Origin of the sequence: Rhodopseudomonas sp. WA056 (assembly GCF_010906995.1) — a bacterium.
Classification (GTDB): Bacteria; Pseudomonadota; Alphaproteobacteria; order Rhizobiales; family Xanthobacteraceae; genus Rhodopseudomonas; species Rhodopseudomonas palustris_G.
Window position 1 is genome coordinate 1 of sequence record NZ_QPFS01000112.1, and the last position, 16,302, is coordinate 16,302.

At 65.3% G+C, this 16,302-nt stretch carries 19 protein-coding genes and 1 tRNA gene; 17 read left to right on the forward strand and 3 right to left on the reverse strand.

The genetic code is table 11. The features are described from left to right. Together DU475_RS18685 and DU475_RS18690 are read left to right on the forward strand one after the other, a co-directional pair. The coding region (locus DU475_RS18685) for an amidohydrolase family protein (RefSeq protein WP_164632980.1) at positions 1-838 on the forward strand (838 nt) is incomplete at its 5' end. Between the two features lie 122 nt (positions 839-960). Beyond that, positions 961-1,037: transfer RNA gene (locus DU475_RS18690), tRNA-Pro, on the forward strand. 121 nt (positions 1,038-1,158) lie between these two features. On the opposite strand, the gene DU475_RS18695 is transcribed toward DU475_RS18690, so the two are convergent. After that, the gene (locus DU475_RS18695; RefSeq protein WP_164632981.1) at positions 1,159-1,803 is read right to left on the reverse strand and encodes a hypothetical protein; all 645 of its coding nucleotides are present in this window, start codon (positions 1,801-1,803) and stop codon (positions 1,159-1,161) included. 351 nt (positions 1,804-2,154) lie between these two features. On the opposite strand from DU475_RS18695, the gene DU475_RS18700 reads away from it, so the two are divergent. From DU475_RS18700 to DU475_RS18725, 6 genes are all read left to right on the forward strand, one after another. After that, positions 2,155-3,486, forward strand: coding sequence for a curlin (locus DU475_RS18700; protein WP_164632982.1), 1,332 nt, complete (start codon positions 2,155-2,157; stop codon positions 3,484-3,486). Between the two features lie 114 nt (positions 3,487-3,600). Next, entirely contained in the window at positions 3,601-3,921 is a 321-nt protein-coding gene (gene csgH / locus DU475_RS18705; RefSeq protein WP_164632983.1) for a curli-like amyloid fiber formation chaperone CsgH, read from the forward strand. Positions 3,922-3,962: 41 nt separating this feature from the next. Continuing rightward, the gene (locus DU475_RS18710) at positions 3,963-4,400 is read left to right on the forward strand and encodes a curlin subunit CsgB (protein ID WP_234713421.1); all 438 of its coding nucleotides are present in this window, start codon (positions 3,963-3,965) and stop codon (positions 4,398-4,400) included. Continuing rightward, complete coding sequence (locus DU475_RS18715) at positions 4,397-4,813, forward strand: curli production assembly/transport component CsgF (protein ID WP_047310007.1); 417 nt, start codon at positions 4,397-4,399, stop codon at positions 4,811-4,813. Before DU475_RS18710 ends, DU475_RS18715 begins: the two co-directional genes overlap by 4 nt. Positions 4,814-4,866: 53 nt before the next feature. Further along, positions 4,867-5,808, forward strand: coding sequence for a CsgG/HfaB family protein (locus DU475_RS18720; protein WP_013501033.1), 942 nt, complete (start codon positions 4,867-4,869; stop codon positions 5,806-5,808). Positions 5,809-5,810: 2 nt separating this feature from the next. Beyond that, on the forward strand, positions 5,811-6,593 hold the full coding sequence (locus tag DU475_RS18725) for a transglycosylase SLT domain-containing protein (RefSeq protein WP_164632984.1): 783 nt from the start codon (positions 5,811-5,813) through the stop codon (positions 6,591-6,593). 16 nt (positions 6,594-6,609) lie between these two features. Here the strand turns inward: DU475_RS18725 and DU475_RS18730 are convergent, their stop codons facing one another. After that, positions 6,610-6,891, reverse strand: a complete 282-nt coding sequence (locus DU475_RS18730) for a hypothetical protein (protein WP_142881966.1) — start codon at positions 6,889-6,891, stop codon at positions 6,610-6,612. Between the two features lie 279 nt (positions 6,892-7,170). Between DU475_RS18730 and DU475_RS18735 the strand changes: the two genes are divergently transcribed. The 7 genes from DU475_RS18735 to DU475_RS18765 all read left to right on the forward strand — a co-directional run bounded on the left by DU475_RS18735 (position 7,171) and on the right by DU475_RS18765 (position 12,655). Beyond that, on the forward strand, positions 7,171-7,431 hold the full coding sequence (locus tag DU475_RS18735; RefSeq protein WP_013501036.1) for a PH domain-containing protein: 261 nt from the start codon (positions 7,171-7,173) through the stop codon (positions 7,429-7,431). Positions 7,432-7,630: 199 nt separating this feature from the next. Then, positions 7,631-8,305 (forward strand): Crp/Fnr family transcriptional regulator, encoded by a 675-nt coding sequence (locus DU475_RS18740; protein ID WP_013501037.1) that lies wholly within the window; start codon positions 7,631-7,633, stop codon positions 8,303-8,305. 101 nt (positions 8,306-8,406) lie between these two features. Beyond that, positions 8,407-8,595, forward strand: coding sequence for a YgaP family membrane protein (locus tag DU475_RS18745; protein WP_013501038.1), 189 nt, complete (start codon positions 8,407-8,409; stop codon positions 8,593-8,595). Between the two features lie 79 nt (positions 8,596-8,674). After that, positions 8,675-9,046, forward strand: a complete 372-nt coding sequence (locus DU475_RS18750; RefSeq protein ID WP_011156656.1) for a carboxymuconolactone decarboxylase family protein — start codon at positions 8,675-8,677, stop codon at positions 9,044-9,046. A gap of 135 nt (positions 9,047-9,181) precedes the next feature. Further along, positions 9,182-10,261: a 3,4-dihydroxy-2-butanone-4-phosphate synthase gene (gene ribB / locus DU475_RS18755; protein ID WP_164632985.1), complete on the forward strand. Its 1,080-nt coding sequence runs from the start codon at positions 9,182-9,184 to the stop codon at positions 10,259-10,261. Between the two features lie 60 nt (positions 10,262-10,321). After that, positions 10,322-11,536 (forward strand): acyl-CoA dehydrogenase, encoded by a 1,215-nt coding sequence (locus DU475_RS18760; protein WP_013501040.1) that lies wholly within the window; start codon positions 10,322-10,324, stop codon positions 11,534-11,536. 186 nt (positions 11,537-11,722) lie between these two features. Next, the gene (locus tag DU475_RS18765) at positions 11,723-12,655 is read left to right on the forward strand and encodes an MBL fold metallo-hydrolase (protein ID WP_013501041.1); all 933 of its coding nucleotides are present in this window, start codon (positions 11,723-11,725) and stop codon (positions 12,653-12,655) included. Between the two features lie 13 nt (positions 12,656-12,668). On the opposite strand, the gene DU475_RS18770 is transcribed toward DU475_RS18765, so the two are convergent. Further along, the gene (locus DU475_RS18770) at positions 12,669-14,426 is read right to left on the reverse strand and encodes a methyl-accepting chemotaxis protein (RefSeq protein ID WP_164632986.1); all 1,758 of its coding nucleotides are present in this window, start codon (positions 14,424-14,426) and stop codon (positions 12,669-12,671) included. A gap of 196 nt (positions 14,427-14,622) precedes the next feature. Here DU475_RS18770 and DU475_RS18775 point away from each other — a divergent pair, with 196 nt between their 5' ends. Further along, positions 14,623-15,369, forward strand: coding sequence for a YebC/PmpR family DNA-binding transcriptional regulator (locus DU475_RS18775; protein WP_013501043.1), 747 nt, complete (start codon positions 14,623-14,625; stop codon positions 15,367-15,369). A 274-nt stretch (positions 15,370-15,643) separates the two neighbouring features. Beyond that, a complete protein-coding gene (gene ruvC / locus DU475_RS18780) occupies positions 15,644-16,165 on the forward strand; it encodes a crossover junction endodeoxyribonuclease RuvC (RefSeq protein ID WP_047307674.1) in 522 nt (173 codons plus the stop codon). Positions 16,166-16,302 lie beyond the last annotated feature (137 nt).

Below are 16,302 nucleotides of genomic sequence, written 5' to 3' on the forward strand. Positions count from 1 at the left end.
CCGGCCGCCCCGCTACGTGGTGCCGCCCGCCGCGGTCGACACCCACGCCCACGTCATCGGCCTGCCGCCGGCCTATCCGTTCGTGGATGTGCGCAGCTACACGCCGCCGGCGGCGACGCCGGAGTCGTATCTGGCAATGCTCGACGCCACCGGCATGACTTACGGCGTGGTCGTGCAGGTCAGCGTGCACGGCACCGACAATCGCCTGATGCTGGAGACGCTGCAGGCCCATCGCGATCGGCTGAAGGGCATCGCGGTGATCCCGCTCGGGCTGCCGGACCGGGAACTGGCGGCGATGAAGGAGGCCGGCGTCGTCGGCCTTCGCCTGAACATCCTGTATGGCGGCGGCATCGGGTTCGAGCGCGTCGGCGAATATGCGGCGATGGCCAAGGAGCTCGGCTGGCATCTGCAGTTCCTGATCGACGCCAAGGATCTGGTGCCGCTGGCGCCGCAGCTCGGGAATCTGCCGGTGCCGTTCATCGTCGATCACTGGGGGCATTTCCCGGTGTCGCGGGGGATCGACGACCCCGGCTTCCAGACGCTGGTGTCGCTGGTGCGCGACGGCGCCTGGGTGAAGCTGTCGGGGGCCTATCGGAACACGGTCGCGGGATTTCCTTACCTCGACACCATTCCGTTCGCCCGACTCCTTCACGAGACGGCGCCCGATCGTTGCGTCTGGGGCAGCGACTGGCCGCACGTCGCGACCTGGACGCACATGATGAATGTCGGCGAGCTGCTCGACCTGCTCGCCGACTGGGTGCCCGATGCGGCCGCGCGCGACCGCGTCTTCACCGAAAACGCCTACCGTCTTTACGGCTTCACGCCCGTTCGGGGCTGAGCTTTCACGCGCGCGACCGCCGCCCCTGACCGGAGGGCGGCGGTTGGATAAAAATCCTCTCATTATCCCCATTGGAACGCTTGCGAAGCCGGAAGGCGGACGCTATAAGCCGGGCCTCTTGTCGGAGTGTGGCTCAGCCCGGTAGAGCACTGCGTTCGGGACGCAGGGGTCGCAGGTTCGAATCCTGCCACTCCGACCAAGATTTTCGGCGAATTGCCGCCTTTTCCCGATCCCTTCACATTCAGCAGCATCGTTCAGCATCATCGTGACGCGGTCGCCGCCGGTGCGAGCCTGTGGGTTTCGCTGCGCCGGCCTGGGACTCACCAGGCGCCGCGGCGGGAATCGATCTGGGTGAAGTCGATCGGGCTCGGCTCGCCGACCTTGGGCGGGGGCGGCGGCTTCTGTGGCTGGGCGCCGCGCTGCTTGGCGGCCTTCAGGATCGCATCGGCCAACGGCCCGGCCTTCACCGGGCCGGTCTGTTGCGGCTGGCCATTGGGGCCCGGCGGGGCCTGCAGCGCCATTGGTTGGTCGAGCCGGCCGGGGCGGACGCGGACGCCGACCACGGCGCCTCGCTCCGGATCGAACGCGCATTCATACGACACCCGCACCCACTCCTTCTGCGGCGACAGGAAGCGGATCGAGTCGCCGCGATAATTGACGATCGCGTTGTCCGGCTTGGATGGGTCGGCCTGCTGGAAAATGCCGGCGAACGGTCTGCTGATCCATTCGAAGTCGCCTGGTGCCTGCGCCTCGATCTTGCGGGCGCAGATCGCCGAGGCTCTCTCGTTGTTGGCGCGGACGCACGCCTCCGGACATTTCGGCGAATCGGCGGTCGCCGGCGCCGCGTCGGCCGGTCGCTGGGGGGCGGGGGCGGCAGCGGGCGCCCGGGCCGGCTGTGAAGACTGTGCATGAGCCGCGCCGACCACGCTCCAGGCCAATGCTGCCGCATAGATCAAAAGGAACATCTTGTTACCACCCACGGTTGGGCGTGTAGTTGTTTTCTAGTCTGGAATTTCCGAAGACGCGAGTCCGATCTTGCTGCGCCCTCCGCGTATGAACACTTATTACTTATCTTGCGGCAGCTAATCGCTTTTGAGAGCGGTGATTATACTGTTCTATTTCGGGATGACTATTCAATTACTTGAAAGCGTATAGATCACTCATCGAGTGTACAGCGTAAAAACCGTGATTGCATCATAATGATACAACTTAATCATTGTCTAATCTTTGGACTCCTCCTAATAACGCGATATTCCATCCGGCAGCAGACCCGATGGAAGTACGGCATTGATCTTTCAACAGGGGAGTATTTGTCGATGAGGCGTAATCTATTCTTTGCGACCGCCAGCGTATTGGCGCTGTCCGTAACTGCCGCGTTCGCTGCTGATTCCAATACGGTGTATCTGAATCAGACCGGCAACGATCAGCAGGCCAACATCACACAATCCGGCAACGGCAACAGTGTCGGCGCCTTCAACGGTAACTCGGGATTTCTCCAGGAAAATGGCACGTTATCGGGAGCGAACCTCCTCACGGTGACGCAGTCCGGCAACTCCAACAGCATCGGTCGCGACATCCAGGGCAAGCAGTCCGGTGCGGGCAACTCTGCCGCAATCGTTCAGGAAGGTACCGGCAGCGACGTCGAGCTTCAGCAGACCGGCACCAGCAATGGCGCCGTTCCGTCCGGCTGGAACTGGACCAACGATCCGGGTGTCTTCAACAAGATTACTCAGGATTCGTCGTCGAACGGAAGCAAGGTTTCCGTCATCCAGGATGGCAAGAACAACGTCTTCAGCATCAAGCAGGGCAATACCGGCAACTCGACCTCGGTCAATCAAATCGGCGAATGGGGCATGGCCTATGTTCGTCAGGGCATCGGCGCAGCCGAGACCGATGCCTCTACGGGCAATACGCTGCCGACCGGTGGCAACTACAACGTCGCCTCGATCACGCAGAACAACGCCGGCCTGAACTACGCGGTCGCCGTGCAGGGCGGCGGCAATTCGAACTCTCTGTCGATCAGCCAGTCGGGCAACTTGCAGGGCGCCAACGCCTGGCAGAACGGCAACGCGAACGTCTTCAGCTCGATCCAAACGAATGCCGGGAACGTCGTCGGCGTGACGGGCAGCATCTACGGCACCGACAGCCCGATCACGCAGACCGGCGATAGCAACACCTACATCAACACCCAGACCGGGTCTTCCAACAGCGCCAACGGTTCTCAGACCGGCAACGTCAACCAAGTGTTCAACACGCAGAGCGGTGCCGGCGAAACACTCTTCGGTACTCAAGCTGGCACGTACAATTATGTCAGCAATAATCAGGCCGGCACCGGCAACCGTCTGACCTATACACAGACCAACACCGTCAGCACCGCCTTCAATCAGATCGTTAACGACCAGTCGAACACAGCGGTGTCGAACACCGCTTACGTCGTTCAGGATGGCAATGGTCTGTACAGCAAGGGCTCGCAGACTGGCGGGAGCTTCAACACGGCCAGTGTCTCCCAGTCCGGGCAATTCAGTGCCAGCTACTACACGCAGGATGGCTCGAGCAACGGGATCGTCGTTGCTCAGGTCGGCAATTACAACGTCTCCAACGTGAACCAGTCTGGCGTGAACAACCACGCCAACATCAAGCAGCAATAGTGTCCGGCTGAAGCACTGAAAGCGGGGCGTTCGCGCCTCGCTTTCCTTCTGGAAGTGGAGCGACCGGACATGTCCGGTCGCCGATCTTCCGGTGTTCGCGTCGCGGAGAGTCGAATGGCTGTGGATCAAGTCCCGCAGGTCGTCCAGTGTGAGGTCGAGGCTGCGGTCAGCGGCGGCCACGTCACCTTGCAGGGGGTGATCACTGCGGTACGCGACGGTGCCGGCAGCTACAAGCTGGCCGTCGACAAGGCCGGCGCCGCCGGTACCTCCCGCATCAAGCAGGCAGGCGCGTTCACCGCCATCGCCGAGCAACGCGTGACCGTCGGCAATGTCGTGCTCGATTACAGCAGCGCCAACCGATATGCCGCCAGACTGGACGTGTCGTTCGGCAGCGTCACCATCCAATGCAATCTCGATCCGGAGACTGTCAAATGAACCCGTCGATGCGAGCAGCCGTGCCTCGGGTAGCTGGGGCGATGCTTGGTCTCGTCGCGCTGGCCGGTATGGCATCTGCGCAGCCGGCCGATCTCTACACTGATTTCTCCGGCTATCTGGTGAGCCGGACGCTGCAGGGACCGGTCGCCGACGGTGCGTTGCCGAGCGGCGGCCACAACACCGCGATTGTCAGCCAGACCGGCAACGCCAACTCCGTGACGTCAGACGTGCGCGGCTCGTTGAACGTGACGCTGCAGTCGCAGCTCGGCTCCGGCAATGAGTCCAGCTTCGCCGTGAACGGCAATCAGAACGTGCTGCACAACAGCCAGATCGGCGACAACAACAGCGCCAGGATCGACGTCACCGGCAACCGCAACGCCTACAGCAGCACCCAGATCGGCAGCAATCTCAGCTATGGCCTCAGCCAGATCGGCAACAATGGCGGGGCCGTGATCGTGCAAATGGGAGGTCATCGATGAGATACGTGGGCATTCTCACCGCCTTGGCGCTGTGTGTCGGCGCGGCAGAAGCGGACGCGGGCAGTCTGGTCTACACCCCGACCAATCCGGCGTTCGGCGGCAGTCCGCTCAACGGATCGTGGCAGATGCAGCAGGCGACTGCGGGTAATCACTTCAACCGCGCCGCTCCGACCAGCGGGGCGCAACAGATGACGCAGTCGCAGATTTTCGCCCAGCAACTGCAGAGCCAGCTCTACGCCTCACTCGCCAACCAGGTGACGCAGGCCATCTTCGGCGCCAACGCCCAGCAGAGCGGCACATTCAGCTTCCAGGGCACGACCATCAGCTTCGCCAAGGTCGACGGTCAGACCAACATCACCATCAACGATGGTTCGACCATCACCCAGATCAGTCTGCCGACCGTGACGCATTGATCCGACCTGGACGTATTCCGGCGTTCAGCCAAGTTTGTTTGAGGATATTTCGCGTGACACGCTATTTCAGATCGATCATTGGCCTCGCCGCAGTGGCGGTTTTGCTGGCCGGGTGCTCGCGCCCCGGTCATCGCGATGCTTTCTTCGAAGAGCCGCCTGTGGTGACGCCGCCGTCTCCGACCGCTGTCAATCTCGAGACGTTGCCGCCGCCTCAGCAGAAGATCGACGTGGCGATCTATCAATTCCCCGACCTTACCGGCAAGAACGAGCCCAATGACAACGTTGCGGTGTTCTCACGCGCCGTGACCCAGGGCGGCGCCGGATTGGCGATCGATGCGCTGAAGCGCGCCGGCGGAGGGACATGGTTCCGTGTCGTGGAGCGCAACGGCCTCAACAACCTGCTCCAGGAGCGTCAGTTGGTCCGGGCCACGCGCCAGGAATTCGACCGCGACCGCGCCAAGCCGTTGCCACCGATGCGGTTCGCCGGCCTTCTGATCGAGGGCGGCATCGTCGCCTTCGACGCCAACTACATGACCGGGGGCATCGGCGCCAACTATCTGGGCATCGGCGCAGACACCAAGTTCCGACGGGATATGGTGACCGTCGGCCTGCGCGTCGCTTCGGTGCAGAGCGGCGAGGTGCTGACCAGCATCACCACCACCAAGACGGTGTATTCGGTGTCGCTCCAGGGCAACACCTACAAATACGTCGCGCTCGACAAGCTGCTGCAGATCGAGGCCGGCATCACCCGCAGCGAGCCGACCCAGCTTGCGGTGCGGCAGGCGATCGACCTCGCCGTGTACTCCACCATCATGGAGGGCGCTCGGCAGAAGCTGTGGCGCTTCGCCGATCCGGTGATGGAGGCCAAGCTGATCCGCGACTATCTCGACCGCGACAAGCCGCAGCCGGCGTTCATGAAGCCGTATCTCACCAAGGAGGAGCGCATCGAAGCCGAGCAGGTCGACCGTTCTCCGGAATGGGCACCGCGGAGCTGATGATGGCGGCGCGCGCTACTCTCGCCTGGCTGGCAACTGCGGCACTCGCCGCCGTCGCGGCCGTTGCGAGCTGCGGCGGGGCGATGGCGCAACAGCGCATCGCCGATGCCGGTGGCCTGGTCGTGGCCGCGCGCTTTGGCGAATCGTCGTTCGATGCGCCCGTCGCAGCGACGGCGCCATGGGCGCCGGTGATCGCGCAGGCAGCCCAGCAGCACGGCCTGCCGCCTGCATTCCTGACCCGGTTGCTCAATCAGGAAAGCACGATGTTCACGCTTGCGGTGAGCCGCGCCGGAGCCATGGGGATCGCCCAGTTCATGCCCGGCACAGCAGCCGAGCGCGGGCTCGACGATCCGTTCGACCCGCTCAAGGCGATCCCGGCTGCGGCGCGCTATCTCGCCGACCTGCGCCGCCAGTTCGGAAATCTCGGCCTCGCCGCCGCGGCCTACAATGCCGGCGCCGGCCGGGTGTCGGCGTGGCTGCGCGGCACCTCGGAGCTGCCGGCCGAGACGCGCGACTATGTGCTGCGCATCACCGGCTTCAGCGCCGAGGATTGGGCAGCCAACCGCGCCGATGCGTCGAGGATCACCGACGCCGCCCCCGCACGGCCGTCGATCGTCTCACGAAAAATCGCCGCGACGACGAGCCCGACCGCCATGGCCGCGCGACCGGTCGCGCCACGCTCTGCGCCGGGCCGCGGCCCCGCGAAGAAGCCGACTGCGGAAGCAGAAATGTGCGCGTCGGTCGCCGCTGGCAGCCGCGGCTGCATCGTGCAGGCGACATACTGACAGCCGGTCCGGCCGATCACGGCTGCCGGGGACGCTTGCGCTTCGGCTTCTTGGTCTTGGTGTTGCGATAGTAGTCGCGCTCGCGCTTGAGCAGCGGCGAAACATCGCCCCGCGGCGGTGGCGTCTCGGAATACGTGGTGACGCCCTGCTGCTTCTCGATGCAGCGGCGCAACGCGGTCGGGTCGGTCAGCAATGTGCAATCATTGACCGCGCCGGGGTTGGGTGAGAGCTGGGCCTGCGCCGGGGCGGCAAGCAGCAAAGTGGCGCCGATCAGCAGCGATTTCCGTAAGCAAGACATCGCGTTGGAGTCCCCGACGAATTCGGCCAGCATAGCCGAAGATGGCAGCGGTGACACTTCGCAAATTCAACAAGGTATCAGTAGCATTGCACCGCCAGCCGGTCGGGATTGTCATTAGATCAGCGCGAGTGCTTCATCCGCTGAATCAACGCGAATCGGCGACCGCCGCCGCCACCGAAGTTGTGAGCGATCATCGCCGGGACGCCGTCAAGGCCAGGTTCGGTTCCCGTCGGAACAACTCACGCATCGCGGACATTGACCCCCGAACAGGAGGTTCGAATGTCCAACCGGTTTCGTATCGCTTCGCTGGTCTACATGATGACCAATGCCGTGCTGTTCGGCATCGGTATCGTCGCCGTGCTGACGATCCCGGCGCTCGCACAGAACGCAATGGCATGGGTTCCCGCGGCGGTCGCGGCAAGCTTCATTCTGGCAGCGCCGGTGGCTTGGTGGATCGCTCCGCGGCTGCGCGCCCGCTATTGGCGCCACCGCGACGGCGACGTCATTTCCGGCCCTTCCACGGCGACCGAAAATCCCTGAGCCGGGGGAGACCTCCGGGCCTAATTCCGGACGCCGCCTCGGCACCTCGACGCCTTGCTTCCGGTCCCGGATCCCTCGCTGTCCCGGGATCGCGGCAAAACGCGGCTGTTCGCCGCTGCCGACGATTGATAGAGATCAACCGAGCGCTGGCTGGTCGGCCGATATCTCGGCAGGTCCAGCGTGAACCCGGTTGGTCGCGATGAGCTTGCCTGAGGTAGATTGGTTGCGGGGCTTTCCGGCGCTCGCCGGGTTGTCGGACGAGGAGCGGAGTCCGCTCGCCGGTGCGGCGATGGCGATGAGCCTGCCGGCCGGCGCCTCGGTGTTCGCCCCTGACCAGCCCTGCGGCATGTTCATCCTGGTCTGCCGCGGCACCGTCCGGGTGTTTCAGCTCGATGCCGAGGGCAACGAGATCGTGCTGTATCGGCTCGGTCCCGGCAGCATCTGCATTCTCACCACCCTGGCGCTGCTCGCCTCCGACAGTTACAGCGCGTTCGCGGTGACCGAGAGCCCGGTCGAAGCGGTGGGGCTGCCGGCCGCGACCTTCCACGAGCTGATGGGAAGCTCGGCGCAGTTCCGCAGCTTCGTGTTCAACGCCCAGGCCGCCCGGATGGCGGATCTGATGGCGGTGATCCAGAACGTCGCGTTCGCCTCGATCGAAACCCGGCTGGCATCGCGCCTGCTGGCGCTGGCCGCGGACGATCGCGAATTGTCGATCACCCACGCTCAGCTCGCGGCTGAAATCGGCACCGCGCGCGAAGTCGTCAGCCGGCATCTGAAGACGTTCGAGCGGCGCGGCTGGGTCAATCTCGGTCGCGGCCGCGTCGAGCTGCGCAACGCGGCGCCGTTGCGGGCGGCCGCGCGATCGGGGCATTGAACGTTAGACGGATCGGCCGCGGCCGGTGACTTGGTCACAGACCGTGCCCCCTGCGCGCCCTAGAACCAGCGTGTCACTCAACCGAGCGAGGGGAAACGAAGATGACTGTGAACATGGGAATGATCGATCGTGTGCTGCGTGCCATCGTCGGTGCCGGCCTGATCTATTGGGCGTTGACCGGCGGTCCGATCTGGGCCTGGATCGGCGTCGTGCCGCTGCTGACCGCTGCGATCGGTTTCTGCCCGGCCTACACGCTGTTCGGCATCAAGACCTGCTCGACCAAGTCCTGACGCCTCGGCACTCCATAATTGCTCCCGGGATCAGGCGCCGCCTCGATCCCGGGAGCGTTGTTTTTGCACAGGTGAAACCATGCACAAGAACTGGATCGATCTGACCGGCGAGCTGTCGGTGGCGTTGCGCGAAGTCCGCACCGGTGCGCCGGACGTGATGAAGGGCTTCTCGGCGATCGCGCAGGCGGCGCTCAAGGCCAACGCGCTGGATACCAAAACCAAGGAGCTGATCGCGCTCGCGATCTCGGTCGCGACGCGCTGCGACGGTTGCATCGGGTTTCATGCCGAAGCCGCGGTGAAGCACGGCGCGACCCGCGACGAGGTGATGGAGACCATGGGCATGGCGATCTACATGGGCGCCGGCCCCAGCGTGATGTACGCTGCCCAGGCGGTCGAGGCCTACGATCAGTTCGTCAAGAAGAAGGCGGCGGCGGCTTCGCCTGCGGAGTAACCGCCGACCGCCGCCGAATCGCGGAATTCCGCTGTGCGGTAGAGAATTTCGCGCAAGGCGGCCGCTTCGGCGGCGCGCCTTGCGTCCCTGCCCGCGCTGCGTCATATGGTCGGGTCCTGTTTCAGAGATCCGACCATGGCGCACCCCATTCAAGACGTTCTGCAAGCCTTCGCCGCCGGCGAAAGCGTCGTCGTCACCGATGACGACGATCGTGAGGGAGAAGGCGATCTGGTGGTCGCCGCCTCGCTGTGCACCGCGGAGAAGATGGCGTTCATCATCCGCCACACCTCGGGCATCGTCTGCGCCCCCATCACCATGGACGACGCGCGGCGGCTGCGGCTCGATCCGATGGTCGCGCACAACGACAGCAACCACACCACCGCCTTCACGGTTTCGATCGACTACAAGCCTGACAACGGCACCGGCATCTCGGCGGACGAGCGCGCCTCGTGCTGTCGCGCGCTGGCCAATCCCAATGCCGGCGCCGCCGACTTCGCCCGCCCGGGCCACATCTTCCCGCTGATCGCGCGTGACGGCGGCGTGCTGCTGCGCTCCGGCCACACCGAAGCCGCGGTCGATCTGTGCAAGCTCGCCGGCCTGCCGCCGGTCGGCGTCATCAGCGAACTGATGAACGACGACGGCACCGTCACCAAGGGCGCGCAGGTCGTCGAATTCGCCAAGAAGCACGGTCTCAAGCTGGTCACCATCGCCGACCTGATCGCGCATCGCCAGGCGCGCGAGAAGCTGATCGAACGCGTTGCGACGTTTCCGATCGACAGTCCGATCGGTCCGATGCAGGGCTATGCCTACCGCTCGCCGTTCGACGAGATCGCCCACGTCGCCTGCGTCTACAACGGTATCGGCGACGGCAGAAACGTGCTGACCAGGTTCCACAAGCCGAACATCGTCAAGGAGATCTTCACCGGCCCGCGGCGGATGCAGGCTGTGCTCGATCACTTCAAGGCGAACGGCTCCGGCGTGCTGATCTATCTGCGTGACGGCGCCGCCGGCGTGCCGGTCGCGCCGATCGACGAGCCGAAATCGGCGGAAGCCGATCGGCATCGGCAATGGCGTGAGATCGGCGTCGGCGCGCAGATCCTGCGCGACCTCGGCGTCTCCTCGATCAGGCACCTCACCACCTCGCAGATCGAATACAAGGGCCTGTCCGGTTTCGGCATCGAGATCGTCGGCAACGAGCACCTTGAAGGCACCTGACCGAGGTCTTACCCTCCCCATCAACGTCGCCAGACGCGGCAAGGTCTGAAAGGGCAATCGATGAGCGTGCGCGCGCAAACCAAGGACAAGCCGGCTCCGGCGAGCTTCAAGTGGGACGATCCGCTGCTGCTGGAAGATCAGCTCACCGAAGACGAGCGGATGATCCGTGATACCGCGCGCGCCTACGCTCAGGACAAGCTGCTGCCGCGGGTGTCGCAGGCGTATCTCGAAGAGAAGACCGACCGCGAGATCTTCAACGAGATGGGGTCGCTCGGCCTGATCGGCATCACGCTGCCGGAGGAATACGGCTGCGCCAACGCCAGCTACGTCGCCTACGGTCTCGTCGCGCGCGAAATCGAGCGGGTCGACAGCGGTTATCGCTCGATGAACAGCGTGCAGTCGTCGCTGGTGATGTATCCGATCTACGCCTACGGCGACGAAAACCAGCGCAAGAAGTATCTGCCCAAGCTCGCCTCCGGCGAGTGGGTCGGCTGCTTCGGCCTCACCGAGCCGGACGCCGGCTCCGATCCCGGCGGCATGAAGACCAAGGCCGAGAAGGTCGCCGACGGCTATCGCCTCACCGGCAGCAAGATGTGGATCTCGAACGCGCCGATCGCCGACGTGTTCGTGGTGTGGGCGAAGTCTGCCGCCCACGACAATCAGATCCGCGGCTTCGTCCTCGAGAAGGGCATGAAGGGCCTGTCGGCGCCGAAGGTCGGCGGCAAGCTGTCGCTTCGCGCCTCGATCACCGGCGAGATCGTGATGGACGGTGTGGTGGTGCCGGAAGAGAATCTGCTGCCCAACGTCTCCGGTCTCAAGGGGCCGTTCGGCTGCCTCAACCGCGCCCGCTACGGCATCTCCTGGGGCGCGATGGGCGCCGCCGAAGACTGCTTCCACCGCGCCCGGCAGTACACGCTCGACCGCAAGCAGTTCAACCGTCCGCTCGCCGCGACCCAGTTGGTGCAGAAGAAGCTCGCCGACATGGAGACCGAGATCACCCTCGGCCTGCAGGCCAGCTTGCGCGTCGGACGGCTGATGGACGAAGGCAAGATGGCGCCGGAGATGATCTCGATCGTCAAGCGCAACAATTGCGGCAAGGCGCTCGACATCGCCCGGATGGCCCGCGATATGCACGGCGGCAACGGCATCCAGATCGAGTATCACGTGATGCGCCACGCCCAGAACCTCGAGACGGTGAACACCTACGAGGGTACCCACGACGTCCACGCGCTGATTTTGGGCCGGGCGATCACCGGGCTGCAGGCGTTCGCGTAAGGCGTGGCGTAAGTCCGCGCCCTTCGTTCCGCGCTCTGCCGTCATCGCCCGCGAAAGCGGGCGACCCAGTATCCCAGGGCGTTCGCTATATGCGATGGCGGTGAGTACTGGATCCCCGCATGCGCGGGGATGACCACCCCGGTGAGGGGGGAAGAACAAACAACAATCAAACTGGTTGGAAACGCCATGAGCGACGAGAATCGCCCCGAGGACGACGTTCCGTTCAATCGCGAGTTCGGATTGCAGCCGGGCGTCGTCGAGGAAATCCGTCCCGGCCTGCGCCGCGTGTTGTGCAACAACCCGTCGCCGTTCACCTTCACCGGCACCGTCAGCTACATCGTCGGCCGCGGTAAGGTCGCGATCATCGATCCGGGGCCGGCGGACGAGGCGCACACCAATGCACTGCTCGACGCGGTGAAGGGCGAGACCGTCACCCATATCCTGGTCACCCACACCCACAAGGATCACTCACCCGGCACGCCGCTGATCAAGCAGGCGACCGGCGCCACGGTCTATGCCGAGGGGCCGCATCGGGCGTCGCGGCCGTATTTCGAGAGCGAGACGGTGTCGACCGAATCCGGCGCCGACCGCAACTTCAAGCCCGACATCACGATCCGCGACGGCGACGTGATCGAGGGCGACGGCTGGACCATCGAGTCGGTGGCGACGCCCGGCCACACCGCCAACCACATGGCATTCGCCTGGCGCGAGGGCGACGCGCTGTTCGTCGGCGATCACATCATGGGCTGGTCGACCACCATCGTGGCGCCGCCCGATGGCTCGATGCCGGACTACATGGCGTCGCTCGACCGGCTGATCGGGCGCGATGAACAGCTTTATCTGTCCGGCCACGGCGCCGAGATTCCCGAAGGCCCGCGCTACTCCCGCTTCCTGAAGCGCCACCGGCTGGCGCGCGAAGCCTCGATCCTGCACCGCCTCGGCAAGGGCGAGACCGACATCCCCAGCATGGTGCGGGCGATCTATATCGGCATCGACCCGCGACTGATGAGCGCCGCCGGCTATTCGGTGCTGGCGCATCTGGAAGATCTGGTGATGCGCGGCGTCGTCGCCACCGAAGGCGACCCGGTGATCAGCGGCCGCTACCGGCTGGCCGGTTAGCAGCCGCCTCTGCTCACAGCTTGTAGGCGGTACGGAAGCCGCCCCAGTGGCGGCCGCGGACCCGCACCGGCACGTCGATCTCGCGCATCATCACGGTCTGGCCGCCGCCCAGGTCGCGGGCGTAGCTCTGGATCAGGAACGAGCGGGTGTTGCGGCCGGCCGCGAGCCCGGCCGGATCGTTGAAGATCCGGCGGTTGCGGGAGTTGGCGGTGTTGAAGGCGACGTCGCCCGGCCGCTGCGGCTGCGAATACAGTCTGTTGTGCACCGGCAGATAGCCGTTGCGGTCGATCATCACGCAGAACGCCATCCGCGGATCCTTGGCCAGAAACGCTTCCTGGAACGGCGGCAACGCGCGGTCGGCCCAATCGAGATATTGCGTGCGGTACTGCTTCGGGTCGGTGCCGGCGATCTCGACGTAGTTGTCGTCGAACATCTGCTCCACCGTCAGCGCGCCCGAGGTGATGCCGCGTTCGAAGATCTTGGCAAGCTCGTGCCCGGCCTCGATCGCGCGGGTGACGAATTCGGTGTTCTCGTCGCGGATCGCCCACAGCCGGTCCTCGATCCGCTCCTGCAGGCCGGCGTCGGGTGCGACGAACCGCGCCAGCGCGCCGGCCTTGCCGTGCTCGGCGATGCGAACGCGGCACGCGCCCACGTCCTGCAACTCGGCCGCAAAGGTCTGGCCGACCGCCAGCGCGGCGGCAGCCGGGCCGCTGATCAGCACACCCTCCATCGAGATCTCATACGCCGGCGCGGTAATCCTGCCGCGCGGCGTGTCGAGCTCGATCTGCAGGTGGCACGGCAGCTTCTCGCGCCGCCGCGCATCCTCGCGGTCGCCGAGCTTGAGCAGGACAGCGGTGCGTGCCCGCAGCTTCTCGGCGAAGTTGGTGACGTTCTGGCCGGCGCGCGCGACCTCGTCGCCGTGCTGTTCGGCCTCGCGGGTGGCGCTGTCGATTTCCGCAGCGCTGTCGCCGACCGAGGCGATGAACGTCGATGCCGAGGTGGCGTTGTCGGCGATGTCGCCGGTGGTGGCGTTCTGCTCGGCGACCGCACCGTTGACGTTGTCGAACACCGGCCGGATCGCCGCGATTGCGCTGGTGATGCGGTGGACGGCATCGGCCGAACTGGAGGCGTCGCGCTGCAGCGCGTCGATCTTGCGCTTGATTTCCTCGGTGGCCTCCTGGGTCTGCACCGCCAGCGCCTTGACCTCGGTCGCCACCACCGCGAAGCCCCGCCCCGCCGCGCCGGCGCGGGCCGCCTCGATCGTCGAATTCAAAGCCAGCAACGTGGTCTGTCGGGCGATCTGGGAGATCAGATTGACGACGTTGCCGATCGCCGCCGACGAATCGCGCAGCCGCTCGACATTGGCGGTGGCTTCATTGGCGGCGGCGCAGGCGTCGTCGGCGAGTTGGGACGCCTGGCGGACCTGGGCACCGATGCCGTGAGCGGAGTCGGTGAACTTGTCGGCGGCCTGCGAAAACGAGCTGGCGGTCGCCTGTGCGGCGCTGGTGCGGCCGGTGAGGGCGTCAGTGCGCTCGCGAATGGTGTGCAGCGTGGCGGTGGTCGATTCCACGCCGGTCGTCACCGAATGGGCGGCACGCTCGAGCTGGCGAATCAGCGAGCCGAGCTCGAGTTCCAACAGCTCCAGCATCTCGCGCGCCGAATCGGCCTCTGCGACCGCGGCGGTCGGTTCGGCCGCTCCGGGCGCCGCGACGGCGGCCACGGCAGGCGCGGCGATGGCCGGCTGCCGCTTGCGAAATAGGCCGATGGCCATGGTTCCTCCCGCAGAACTAGAATATGGTCGGCTACTCTCGCGTGCCCTCGTGAAGTTACGGTTAAATTTTCTTTCGGTGGAATTCCGGGGGTCACGGTCGGCGGTTGCGGCAAGTCTTTGATTTTGGCGGATGCGCCGCTTATAAACCCGCGCCGCAGCCCTAAATTCCAACGGATCGACCCGCGAGAGAGAGCGCATGGCCGGACATTCGCAATTCAAGAACATCATGCACCGCAAGGGCCGGCAGGACGCGCAGCGGTCCAAGCTGTTCAGCAAGCTCGCCCGCGAAATCACCGTCGCCGCCAAGCTCGGCACTCCCGACCCGGCGATGAACCCGCGGCTGCGCGCCGCGGTGCTGGCGGCGCGCGCGGAAAACATGCCGAAGGACAACATCGAGCGCGCGATCAAGAAGGCGATCGGCGGCGACTCGGAGAACTACGACGAGATCCGCTACGAGGGTTATGGTCCCGGCGGCGTCGCGGTGATCGTCGAGGCGCTGACCGACAATCGCAACCGCGCCGCGTCCGACATCCGCTCGTTCTTCACCAAGTCCGGCGGCAACCTCGGCGAAACCGGCTCGGTGTCGTTCATGTTCGACCGCACCGGGATCATCGAATACGACGCCGACAAGGCCTCCGCCGACGACATGCTCGATGCCGCGATCGAAGCCGGCGCCGACGACGTGGTGTCGTCGGAATCCGGCCACGAGGTCTATGCCTCGCAGGAGACGTTCCGCGACGTCGCCAAGGCGCTCGAAGCCAAATTCGGCGAAGCCCGCAAGGCGGCGGTGATCTGGAAGCCGCAGAACACGGTCGCGGTCGACGACGAGACCGGCGAGAAGCTGTTCAAGCTGATGGATGCGCTGAACGACCACGACGACGTTCAGAACGTCTACGCCAATTTCGAGGTCTCGGACGCCCTGATGGCGAAGATGGCGGGGTGAGGCTGCCATCTGAGACTTGCTTTGGCGGGGTGCGTTCGCCCCAAATTCTCCCGTCATCGCCCGGCTCGACCGGGCGACCTAGTATTCCAGTGCGTTGCCGATAGAGCGGGGCCGTCGCTGCGGCCAAATGCCAGTGCTCTGGAATACTGGATCCCCGCCTGCGCGGGGATGACGGCTGAGAGTGGGGCTGTGGCAGTGCCTCACGCTGGGGACGGCGTTTCCCCCGTCCCCCGTTTCTGTTTCGTTCACGTCTATATGGCGTTATCACTGCGCCATGAGCCAGCCCTCGATTCGCAGCGTCCGTATTCTCGGGATCGACCCCGGCCTCCGCCGCACCGGCTGGGGCGTGGTCGAGAGCGAGGGCAATCGGCTGGTCTATGTGGCGTGCGGCTCTGTGGAGCCGCGGGACACGCTGCCGCTGGCCGAGCGGCTGCTGGCGATCCATGACGGGCTCGCCAAGGTGCTGGCCGCCCACGCGCCGGCCGAGGCCGCGGTCGAGCAGACCTTCGTCAACAAGGACGGCGCCGCGACGCTGAAGCTCGGCCAGGCGCGCGGCGTGGCGATGCTGGTGCCGGCAATGCACGGTCTGCTGGTCGCCGAATACGCGCCCAATCTCGTCAAGAAGACGGTGGTCGGCGCCGGCCACGCCGACAAGACCCAGATCCAGATGATGCTGAAGATCCTGCTGCCCAAGGCCGAGCCGAAAACCGCCGACGCCGCCGACGCTCTCGCCATCGCCATCACCCACGCCCATCACCGCGTCGCCACGCAGCGGCTGAAGGCGGTGAGCGCATGAGGATGTTTGGAGCAATGCCTCTCCCCGCACACATCGCGCCCCCTCTCCCGCTTGCGGGAGAGGGCTGGGGTGAGGGCGACGCGAGCACCGTGCTCTGTCTCTTATACCCATCTGACGCCGCCGACGAAATGCAGGGT

What these genes read in the sequence shown, in the direction of transcription:
- DU475_RS18695 (WP_164632981.1), bottom strand. Translation starts at nt 1,803, where the DNA reads ATGTTCCTTTTGATCTATGCGGCAGCATTGGCCTGGAGCGTGGTCGGC.
- DU475_RS18700 (WP_164632982.1), top strand. Translation starts at nt 2,155, where the DNA reads ATGAGGCGTAATCTATTCTTTGCGACCGCCAGCGTATTGGCGCTGTCC.
- csgH (WP_164632983.1), top strand. Translation starts at nt 3,601, where the DNA reads ATGGCTGTGGATCAAGTCCCGCAGGTCGTCCAGTGTGAGGTCGAGGCT.
- DU475_RS18710 (WP_234713421.1), top strand. Translation starts at nt 3,963, where the DNA reads ATGCTTGGTCTCGTCGCGCTGGCCGGTATGGCATCTGCGCAGCCGGCC.
- DU475_RS18715 (WP_047310007.1), top strand. Translation starts at nt 4,397, where the DNA reads ATGAGATACGTGGGCATTCTCACCGCCTTGGCGCTGTGTGTCGGCGCG.
- DU475_RS18725 (WP_164632984.1), top strand. Translation starts at nt 5,811, where the DNA reads ATGGCGGCGCGCGCTACTCTCGCCTGGCTGGCAACTGCGGCACTCGCC.
- DU475_RS18730 (WP_142881966.1), bottom strand. Translation starts at nt 6,891, where the DNA reads ATGTCTTGCTTACGGAAATCGCTGCTGATCGGCGCCACTTTGCTGCTT.
- DU475_RS18735 (WP_013501036.1), top strand. Translation starts at nt 7,171, where the DNA reads ATGTCCAACCGGTTTCGTATCGCTTCGCTGGTCTACATGATGACCAAT.
- DU475_RS18740 (WP_013501037.1), top strand. Translation starts at nt 7,631, where the DNA reads ATGAGCTTGCCTGAGGTAGATTGGTTGCGGGGCTTTCCGGCGCTCGCC.
- DU475_RS18745 (WP_013501038.1), top strand. Translation starts at nt 8,407, where the DNA reads ATGACTGTGAACATGGGAATGATCGATCGTGTGCTGCGTGCCATCGTC.
- DU475_RS18750 (WP_011156656.1), top strand. Translation starts at nt 8,675, where the DNA reads ATGCACAAGAACTGGATCGATCTGACCGGCGAGCTGTCGGTGGCGTTG.
- ribB (WP_164632985.1), top strand. Translation starts at nt 9,182, where the DNA reads ATGGCGCACCCCATTCAAGACGTTCTGCAAGCCTTCGCCGCCGGCGAA.
- DU475_RS18760 (WP_013501040.1), top strand. Translation starts at nt 10,322, where the DNA reads ATGAGCGTGCGCGCGCAAACCAAGGACAAGCCGGCTCCGGCGAGCTTC.
- DU475_RS18765 (WP_013501041.1), top strand. Translation starts at nt 11,723, where the DNA reads ATGAGCGACGAGAATCGCCCCGAGGACGACGTTCCGTTCAATCGCGAG.
- DU475_RS18770 (WP_164632986.1), bottom strand. Translation starts at nt 14,426, where the DNA reads ATGGCCATCGGCCTATTTCGCAAGCGGCAGCCGGCCATCGCCGCGCCT.
- DU475_RS18775 (WP_013501043.1), top strand. Translation starts at nt 14,623, where the DNA reads ATGGCCGGACATTCGCAATTCAAGAACATCATGCACCGCAAGGGCCGG.
- ruvC (WP_047307674.1), top strand. Translation starts at nt 15,644, where the DNA reads ATGAGCCAGCCCTCGATTCGCAGCGTCCGTATTCTCGGGATCGACCCC.